The sequence below is a fragment of the Streptococcus sp. SM3 genome (genome assembly GCF_027497875.1).
Map to the genome: position 1 here is coordinate 1 of NZ_JAJNSA010000096.1, position 9,669 is coordinate 9,669.

At 44.4% G+C, this 9,669-nt stretch carries 11 protein-coding genes; all 11 read left to right on the forward strand.

What is annotated here, in order from left to right; genetic code table 11:
• Positions 1 to 207: hypothetical protein (locus PAN06_RS11370; RefSeq protein WP_269796358.1), on the forward strand; the 207-nt coding region annotated here is incomplete at its 5' end.
• Positions 149 to 1,987: an MFS transporter gene (locus PAN06_RS11375; RefSeq protein ID WP_269796359.1), complete on the forward strand. Its 1,839-nt coding sequence runs from the start codon at positions 149 to 151 to the stop codon at positions 1,985 to 1,987. The genes PAN06_RS11370 and PAN06_RS11375, both read left to right, overlap by 59 nt.
• 122 nt (positions 1,988 to 2,109) lie before the next feature.
• On the forward strand, positions 2,110 to 4,320 hold the full coding sequence (gene nrdD, locus PAN06_RS11380) for an anaerobic ribonucleoside-triphosphate reductase (protein WP_269796365.1): 2,211 nt from the start codon (positions 2,110 to 2,112) through the stop codon (positions 4,318 to 4,320).
• A gap of 11 nt (positions 4,321 to 4,331) precedes the next feature.
• On the forward strand, positions 4,332 to 4,472 hold the full coding sequence (locus tag PAN06_RS11385; RefSeq protein WP_269796360.1) for a hypothetical protein: 141 nt from the start codon (positions 4,332 to 4,334) through the stop codon (positions 4,470 to 4,472).
• Between the two features lie 43 nt (positions 4,473 to 4,515).
• Positions 4,516 to 5,016 carry a GNAT family N-acetyltransferase gene (locus PAN06_RS11390; RefSeq protein ID WP_151191301.1) on the forward strand — a complete coding sequence of 167 codons (501 nt, stop codon included), beginning with the start codon at positions 4,516 to 4,518 and terminating at the stop codon, positions 5,014 to 5,016.
• A 9-nt stretch (positions 5,017 to 5,025) separates the two neighbouring features.
• Positions 5,026 to 5,544 (forward strand): GNAT family N-acetyltransferase, encoded by a 519-nt coding sequence (locus tag PAN06_RS11395; protein WP_049472731.1) that lies wholly within the window; start codon positions 5,026 to 5,028, stop codon positions 5,542 to 5,544.
• Positions 5,541 to 6,140: an anaerobic ribonucleoside-triphosphate reductase activating protein gene (gene nrdG, locus PAN06_RS11400; RefSeq protein WP_269796361.1), complete on the forward strand. Its 600-nt coding sequence runs from the start codon at positions 5,541 to 5,543 to the stop codon at positions 6,138 to 6,140. Before PAN06_RS11395 ends, nrdG begins: the two co-directional genes overlap by 4 nt.
• Before the next feature lie 186 nt (positions 6,141 to 6,326).
• On the forward strand, positions 6,327 to 7,796 hold the full coding sequence (locus tag PAN06_RS11405; RefSeq protein ID WP_269796362.1) for an LCP family protein: 1,470 nt from the start codon (positions 6,327 to 6,329) through the stop codon (positions 7,794 to 7,796).
• Complete coding sequence (cps4B, locus tag PAN06_RS11410) at positions 7,793 to 8,524, forward strand: capsular polysaccharide biosynthesis protein Cps4B (protein ID WP_031574381.1); 732 nt, start codon at positions 7,793 to 7,795, stop codon at positions 8,522 to 8,524. Before PAN06_RS11405 ends, cps4B begins: the two co-directional genes overlap by 4 nt.
• 44 nt (positions 8,525 to 8,568) lie before the next feature.
• Positions 8,569 to 9,264, forward strand: coding sequence for a Wzz/FepE/Etk N-terminal domain-containing protein (locus tag PAN06_RS11415; protein WP_269796363.1), 696 nt, complete (start codon positions 8,569 to 8,571; stop codon positions 9,262 to 9,264).
• A 12-nt stretch (positions 9,265 to 9,276) separates the two neighbouring features.
• Positions 9,277 to 9,669: polysaccharide biosynthesis tyrosine autokinase (locus PAN06_RS11420; RefSeq protein WP_269796364.1), on the forward strand; the 393-nt coding region annotated here is incomplete at its 3' end.

The window sequence follows — 9,669 nt, forward strand, 5'->3', positions numbered from 1 at the left end:
GAGTCAGAAGCTGAGAGATCTGACTCTTTTTCCATAGGACTATGTGGCAAGAGGCTGACATGGTCGGCAGAATTTGGTATACTAGAGAAGATAATGGGCTTTTTTCTAAAAGGAAAGAGCAGAGGAATAGCGAAGAAAAGGAAAAAGAATGAGCGAAAAAGAGCAAGAAATGACTTCGAAAAAGTTAGGGCTTCACGTGGGAGATAGTTTTCAGGATACACGTGAAATTCGCGAAGTGCTAGATAAATCAGTCTTTCGTGAAGAAGAGCCGACTCATAGCCAACAGGCAGAAGTCTTGGAGGAGCCGGTTGCAATGGAGGCATCAGAGGAAATTAGTGATGCCAAGCCAGAAGCAGTAGCAGAACCTACACAAGAATCTGAACAGGAAGCGGAGCAAACGCTCAGTCGGATGAGTCGTCGTTCGCGTAAGGCGGGAGTTGAAGCGGCAAAAGCGGAAGCATCTAAGGTAGAAGAGAATACGGAAGAGCTAGAAGCGGATGTGGCAGTTGAGCCGATCCGCCGTCAATTCAAGCGTCCAGTGCCTCTAGCGATTCCTTTTGTGTTGAGTCTCTTGATTAGTTTACTGCATGTCGGCGTGCCATTTTTAACCCGGTTTGCAACCGATCAGCAATCTCAAAACTTGTATGCTGGCTGGGCAATGACCAAAGGTCAAGTCCCGTTTGGTGATTTTTACGGAACCAATGGTCTTCTCTATTATGCGATCAACTGGTTGGGAAGCTTGGCGGGTGGACATTGGATCTTGATGATCCTCCAAGCGATTGCCCTCTTCTTTGCGGGTACTTATCTCTATCGTGTTGTGCGCCTGTTGGTGTCTGATAAAGATACAGCCAAGAATGTCCAGTTACTCTTTTATTTCTTGGTGCTAGGCCTTGGTTTTGGAGGGACTTATGTGACCTTCTTTAGCCTTCCAATCCTATTTGCCAGCATGAATTTCATTTTGGCTTATCTGATTGGGCATCGTAAGGACGAAGGCTTTATCCTTTACGGTGCAATTGCGGCCGTGGCTTTCTTGATTGATCCGATGACCAGTGCCCTGTTTTATTTATTGGCCTTCCTTGGTTTAACAGCCTTTAATATCAAGCAGAAGAGATGGGCGCGTGGTTTTTATCAACTGTTGGCAACTCTCCTTGGTTTTTCCCTCGTCTTTTATCCAATTGGCTATATCACCGTTTTGAATCAGACTTTTGGCTATGCCATTAACCAAGTAACCTATGTCTTTAATGCCTTGAATTTTAGCAATGGACAGACCTTCAGTAATGCCATTTATTACGGATTGTTGGCGCTCGCCTTTGGTCTGGTCTCTGCCTTCTTGATGTCCTTTACGAAGCAAAATAGCAGTGCTCGCCGGATCTTCCGCTTTATGGGATGGGCAGGTAGCTTGGTGGTCCTCATTGTGTCGATTGGTCTTCCTGAACAAGGCGCTTACCAATTGTTACCGATGTTGCCATTTGTTCTTCCTTTGTTTGCGATCTGGTTCTCACGAGATGGGGAAGAAAACGATGGGATCGAACGTCGTGGTCGGAAGAAGAAAAACAAGGAAGTTTGGGCCGCTTACTTTACGAGCCAAGTTTTCTTACCGCTAGTAGCCCTTGTCTATCTGTTGGCGAATCCAGTGGTTCAAGATGTCGTGCTTCAGTCTGGTCAATCGAGTGAACGGAGCGCTATTGCTAGCTACATTCATAACCATAGCAAGGCCAAAGATACCATCTATGCTTGGGATACGACAGCTATTCTCTATCAAGAAAGTGATCGTTTGGCAGCTTCTGCCTTATTGACTCCGACATCTTATCTGGGAATTAATGAAAATCGGACTAATGTGATCCAACAAATCGATCGGTCTGAACCCAAGTATATTGTGGTCAACAATCAGGTAGAGTTGACCTCCAATATGAAGGACTTGCTCAAAGAAAATTATCGTCTGGTTGAGAAGAAATACCGTCATTTCAAACTCTATCAACGCTCTTAAGAAAATCAATATCTTGTGTTTTAGAAAGTTTTTTAGAATTTTCACCACAAGATATTGATTTTTATTTTTGGAGTGGTATAATACAACTTGTATGTAAATAAATGAAGAGAGGCATGTTTGGTATGATCACCTTGAGAGAAGAAAAACTGAGAATGGCCCCGGATATTTTTGTTGAAAAACGAGATGGCCGTCGTGTTCAATTCGATGTTGAAAAAATTTATAAAGCCTTGTTGAAGGCGACAGAAGAAGTGACTTCTCTCACTCCAGTGATGGAAGCCAAACTAGAAGCTATTGTCGATCGTGTGATCGCAGAGATCTTGGAACGTTTTCCAAATGGCGTGAAGATCTATGAGATCCAAAATGTTGTCGAACATGAATTGCTTCAAGCCAATGAATATGCGATTGCTGAGAGCTACATTACTTATCGGACTCAGCGGGATTTTGAGCGCTCAAAAGCGACAGATATCAACTTTACGATTGGAAAACTCCTCAACAAGGACCAAGCGGTTGTCAATGAAAATGCCAATAAGGACAGCGATGTCTTTAATACGCAACGGGATTTGACGGCGGGGATTGTCGGTAAGTCTATTGGTCTCAAAATGTTGCCTAAACACGTAGCCAATGCCCACCAAAAAGGGGATATTCACTACCATGATTTGGACTATAGCCCTTATACACCGATGACTAACTGCTGTTTGATCGATTTTGAAGGCATGCTCAGAAATGGCTTTAAGATTGGGAATGCAGAAGTAGAAAGTCCTAAGTCCATCCAAACTGCAACGGCTCAAATCTCGCAGATTATTGCCAATGTAGCCTCTAGTCAGTACGGGGGTTGCTCGGCTGATCGGATCGATGAGGTCTTGGCCCCTTATGCGGAAAAGAACTACCAAAAACACTTGGCAGATGCCAAAGAGTGGGTGCTTCCTGAAAAGCAAGAGGACTATGCTTGGAGCAAGACTCAAAAAGATATCTATGATGCCATGCAATCGCTGGAATATGAGATCAATACCCTCTTTACCTCGAACGGACAAACTCCCTTTACTTCGCTGGGCTTTGGTCTTGGAACCAATCGCTTCGAACGGGAAATCCAAAAGGCGATTTTGGAAATCAGAATCAAGGGGCTTGGATCGGAACATCGGACAGCTATCTTTCCAAAACTGATCTTTACCCTCAAGCGGGGGCTCAACCTAGAATCTGGAACTCCTAACTATGATATCAAGCAATTGGCCTTGGAATGTGCGACGAAGCGCATGTATCCGGACGTTTTGTCTTATGACAAGATTGTCGAGTTGACAGGCTCCTTCAAGGTACCGATGGGATGTCGTTCTTTCCTTCAAGGTTGGAAGGATGAGAATGGCGTAGAAGTCAATTCTGGCCGGATGAATCTTGGGGTTGTGACAGTCAATTTGCCTCGGATTGCCTTGGAATCAGGCGGAGACAAGGAGAAGTTCTGGCAAATCTTTAATGAACGGATGAACATTGCTGAAGATGCCTTGGTTTACCGCGTGGAACGTACCAAAGAAGCGACACCAGCCAATGCGCCGATTCTCTACCAATATGGGGCTTTCGGGAAACGCTTGGGCAAGTATGACCAGGTAGATCAGCTCTTCCGTCATCGCAGAGCGACCGTTTCTCTTGGCTATATCGGACTCTATGAAGTCGCAACCGTCTTTTATGGTCCAAATTGGGAACACAATCCAGAAGCCAAACAATTCACGATCGATATCATCAAGGATATGAAAGCGCGCGTGGAAGAATGGTCTGACCAGTATGATTACCACTTCTCCATCTATTCGACACCGTCAGAAAGCTTGACAGACCGCTTCTGTCGCCTAGATACGGAGAAATTTGGTAAGGTTCCGGATATCACAGACAAGGAATACTACACCAATAGTTTCCACTACGATGTTCGTAAGAACCCAACGCCATTTGAGAAGTTGGATTTTGAGAAAGTTTATCCTGAAGCAGGTGCGTCTGGTGGCTTTATCCACTATTGTGAATACCCTGTGCTCCAACAAAATCCAAAAGCCCTTGAAGCGGTTTGGGATTATGCCTATGACCGGGTCGGTTATCTCGGAACCAATACGCCGATTGACCGTTGTTACAAGTGTGATTTTGAAGGAGATTTCACGCCGACTGAGCGCGGATTTGCTTGTCCAAACTGTGGTAATAGCGATCCGAAAACGGTTGATGTGGTCAAACGGACCTGTGGTTATCTAGGAAACCCGCAAGCTCGTCCCATGGTCAATGGCCGTCATAAGGAAATCGCTGCACGGGTCAAACACATGAATGGATCCACTATCAAATCATCTGGACACCAAGTGACAGATTAGAAAAGGACATTATGGGAAAATACCAATTAGATGATAAGGGCAAGGCTCAGGTGCAACGATTCCACGAGAAGCATTCAACAGGTGGAGTCAATAAAAAAGACCGAGTAGCAAGCCTAAGAGAGCAATTTTTAAAAAAGGCTAGGAAAAAATAAAAGTGAGAGTCCGCTCTCACTTTTCTCTTATGGGGAGGCAACGATGAAATTACGTAGACCAACTCTAGCGGATAAAGAGGCCATTCTAAGCATGATGGCAGAGTTCGAAGAGACCCAATCAGCTCATGACGGCGGCTTTTGGGATGCTGAGAATTTTGTTTATGAAGAGTGGTTGGAAAGTAATCAGAATCATGAAATGGGGATTAATTTGCCTGAAGGGTGGGTGCCTGATATTCAGTTAGTTGCTTTTTCGAGAGATGGACAAGCCGTAGGGTTTCTCAATCTGAGATTGCGTCTTAGTGACTATTTGCTGGAGGTAGGTGGTCATATTGGTTATTCCATCCGTCCCTATGCGCGTGGGAAAGGATTGGCAAAAGAGCAACTGCGACAAGGCTTGCAAGTAGCTAGAAGTAAAAATATAAAGCGAGTCCTAGTGACTTGCGATTGTGATAATGCTGCCAGTCGAGCAGTGATTCTGGCTAATGCCGGAGCTTTAGAGGATGTTCGAGGCGGGAAAGAGCGCTATTGGATTGATTTAGATTGAGGAAAGTTTATGAAGTTACAACGACCAACTTTAGAAGATAAAGACGCGATTTTAGAGATGATTGCTGAGTTCGATGCTGCAAAATCCTATATGCACGGTGGCATGGGCTCCACTTGGAAGCGAGCAAAGGATTTTGCGGATTGGTTGCGAATTGTAGAGCAGCAGGAGGATACTGAGAATCTGCCAGAAGGCTGGGTTCCTGCCATTCAATTTTTATCCTTTGATGAGACTGGCTACCCTCTGGGCTTTTTAGCCCTGCGCTTGTCCTTGAATGACAAATTATTTGTAGAGGGTGGTCACATTGGCTATTCCATCCGGCCCAGTCAACGCAGAAAGGGTTTGGCTAAGTTGCAGCTAGAGCTAGGACTAGCAGAGGCTCGAAAACAAGGACTAGAACGAGTGCTGATTACCTGTGATGAAGACAACGAAGCTAGCCGTCGCACGATTCTATCTGCTGGCGGTGTTTACGAAAATACAATCGACAGAAGTCAGCGCTACTGGATAGAGTTAGATGGGGAGGTGTCATGAACAATCCCAAACCTCAAGAATGGAAAAGCGAAGAACTGAGTCAAGGGCGCATCATCGACTACAAGGCCTTTAACTTTGTGGATGGAGAAGGGGTGCGCAACTCCCTTTACGTAGCAGGCTGCATGTTTCACTGTGAGGGTTGTTACAATGTAGCGACCTGGTCTTTCAATGCAGGCATTCCCTATACCAAAGAGTTAGAAGAGCAGATCATGGAAGATCTGGCCCAACCCTATGTCCAAGGCTTAACCTTGCTAGGAGGAGAGCCATTTCTTAATACAGGTATACTTTTACCCCTTGTAAAACGTATTCGGAAAGAATTGCCGGAAAAAGACATCTGGTCATGGACAGGCTACACTTGGGAAGAAATGATGCTGGAAACGCCAGACAAATTAGAGCTTCTCTCACTGATTGATATCCTGGTCGATGGGCGCTATGATAAGAGCAAACGCAACCTCATGTTGCAATTTCGTGGTTCTTCCAACCAGCGGATTATTGATGTTCAAAAATCATTGAAAGAAGGAAAGGTTGTCATCTGGGACAAGCTCAATGATGGCAAGGAAAGTTTTGAGCAAGTCAAGCGGGATGATCTTTTGTAGGATCTTCAAAAACCGGGTGTTTCACCCGTTTTTTTGGATTCTCTGCATAAGTATACAAGGGATTTTGTTTATTTTAGAAAGCGCTTACTTTCTAAATGTCCATAATGGACAAAAAAGTGATAATTAATGCATTTTTTGCTAAAAATATGTTACAATAAATATGATTAGGACTAATTGGAGGTATTTATGTCACAAAGGAGACGGAGTCGTCGTTCAGAGCATAAGTGGGGGCAATTGCGAATCGTTAATTCCGTATTGCTTATTTTTTTGCTTATGACCGCGAGTTGGGCGACCTATACCATGTTGGCCAATAACATCTTGGCTTTTCGCTATGTTAATGTTCTCGTGATGGTACTACTAGCTGTTCTCTTGCTCTTGTCAGCTTGGTTTGTGATCAAAAATCAGGCTAAAAAGACAACTTTGGTCCTGCTTCTTGTCGGCTTATTGGCTAGTTCAGGAGTTTTGTTTGCTAGTCAACAGCTGCTAAATCTGACGAGTAATGTCAATGGCCATTCTAACTATACAGAGTTTGAGATGGCTGTCTATGTCAAGAAAGATAGTGACATCAAAGACATCAAAGAAATCAAGGAAGTGGTGGCACCAAAGGGCAACAATAATGAAGCCAATCTCACGGCCCTCTTGGACAATATCAAAAAGACCAAGGGTCAGGAAATTTCTGTAGTCGATGCACAGACTTATCTAGATGCCTATAAGAGCCTGCAAGAAGGGAATGCTTCTGCCATGGTGCTCAACAGTACCTTTGAAGATACTATCGCTGCTGAAGATGCCGACTATGCGAAGAAGTTGAAGAAAATCTATTCCTACAAAATTCGAAAAGAAGTGGCAGCGACGAGCAAGGTGTCTGCCAATGCGGATGTCTTTAACATCTATGTCAGCGGGATCGATACCTATGGCCCAGTAACCTCGGTTTCACGTTCAGATGTCAATATCATCATGACGGTCAATCGGAAGACCAAACAAGTCCTATTGACAACGACACCACGGGATGCCTATGTACCGATTGCAGATGGTGGTAACAACCAAAATGATAAGTTGACCCATGCGGGGATCTACGGAGTGGATGCTTCGATCCATACCCTTGAGAATCTCTATGATATCAAGCTCAACTACTACGTTCGTCTCAATTTCACCTCCTTCCTCAAGTTGATTGACCTTCTAGGGGGAATCGATGTGGAAAATGACCAAGAATTCACGAGCCTTCATGGCAAGTTCCATTTCCCAGTTGGAAAGGTTCATTTGAATTCAGAGCAAGCTCTCGGTTTTGTCCGAGAACGCTACTCTCTTCAAGGTGGTGACAATGACCGTGGGAAAAACCAAGAAAAAGTCATTGCGGCCATTATCAAAAAGTTGACCTCTACCAAGGTCTTAAGCAACTACAATGAGATTATCGGAAACCTCCAAGATTCTGTCCAAACCAATATGCAGTTGCCGACTATGATGAACTTGATCAATACCCAGTTAGAAACGGGTGGTTCTTATGAGGTGACTTCTCAAGCGATCACCGGTCAAGGACGAAATGACTTGCCGTCTTATGCTATGCCTGGTTACAACCTCTATGTCATGGAGTTGGATCAAGCCAGCTTGACCAAGGCTAAGGAAACCATTCAAAAAGTAATGGAAGGAAAAGAAAAATGATTGATATCCACTCGCACATCGTCTTTGATGTGGATGATGGACCAAAGACAAGAGAAGATACGCGTGCCTTATTGGAAGAAAGCTATCGCCAAGGGGTGCGGACCATTATCTCCACTTCTCATCGTCGCAAGGGGATGTTTGAAACTCCCGAAGAAAAGATTTCTGAAAATTTTCAAGAAGTGAAAAAAATTGCGGCAGAGGTCGCGCCAGATTTAACGATTCATTACGGGGCAGAGATCTACTTTACCAATGATGTCTTGAAAAAACTGGAAGAAAAGATCATTCCACGTTTGGCAGATACGCGCTTTGCGCTGATTGAATTCAGCATGGGAACACCTTACAAGGAGATTCATACGGCCTTGGACCGTTTGCTCCATCTAGGTGTGACACCGGTGGTGGCCCATATCGAGCGCTACAAGTGCTTGGAGAAAAATGAGGAGCGCGTGCAAGAGATGATTGACATGGGCTGCTACATGCAGATCAATAGTTCCAGTGTTCTCAAGCCTCGCCTCTTTGGGGATGAGCAAAAACAACTGAAAAAACGAGCTCGGTACTTCTTAGAAAAAGACTTGGTACACTTTGTGGCCAGTGATATGCACAATGTGGATAAACGACCGCCTTATATGGCAGAAGCCTATCGCTTGATCAAGGAAGAATACGGAGAACAACGAGCACAAGCTCTCTTTGTCAGCAATCAAGAACTCTTGTTAGCGGATGAATTAATCTAACCAGAAAACAGGTGGAGAGATCCACATGAAGGAGTAATTAGGAAATGAACAATCAAGAAAATCAAGCAGTGGAAATTGATGTTTTCGCTATGCTGAAGACCCTATGGAAACGCAAGTTTTCGATCGTTTTGGTCGCTCTTGTCTTTGCCATTGCAGCATTTGGCTACAGTGCCTTTTTAGCCAAGAAAGAATACCAAAGTACTAGCCGGATCTATGTGGTCAGCCGTCAAAACCAAGACAACAATGCCTTGACAAACTCTGATTTGCAGGCTGGTTCTTACTTGGTTAAGGACTACCGTGAGATCATTCTTTCTCAAAATGTCTTGAGCCAAGCTATCGAAGAATTGAAACTCGATATGACACCTGCTGAGTTGTCGAAAAAGATCAGTGTGTCTGTTCCGACAGATACTCGTATCCTTTCGATCACGGCTAAGGACGGAGATCCAAAAGAAGCAGCTCGTATTGCCAATGGCCTTCGGAATGTAGCAGCTGAAAAGATCATTGCTGTGACCAAGGTGTCAGATGTTACGACCTTGGATGAAGCAGAAGTGCCTCAAACACCTTCTTCACCAAATATCCGACGCAATGTCCTTCTTGGTTTTATTGCTGGAGCTGGTTTGATGGTGGTTCTCATGGTCGTAGTAGAAGTCTTGGACGATCGTGTCAAGAGACCAGAAGATATCGAAGAGTTGATGGGCTTAACCTTACTTGGTATTGTGCCAGATATTAAGAAACTGTAGACTGGGGATCGCATGAATACGTTAGAAATTTCAAAAAACAAATTGCAAGAAGTTCGGAAGGCAGAAGAGTACTTTAATGCCCTGGCGACGAATATCCAATTGAGTGGGGTGGACTTAAAAGTCATCGCTATCTCATCTGTTCAAGAAAATGAAGGGAAATCAACCACTTCAACCAACTTGGCCGTTGCCTTTGCGCGTGCGGGTTACAAGACCCTTTTGGTAGACTGTGACATCCGGAACTCTGTCATGACAGGGATTTTCCGTAGCCGTACTAAGATCCAAGGCTTGACCGACTTCTTATCTGGCCGTAGCCAATTGGACCAAATCTTGTATGCGACTGATTTTCCAAACTTGGATATCATCGAGTCTGGACAGGTAGCACCAAACCCAACAGGTCTCTTGCAA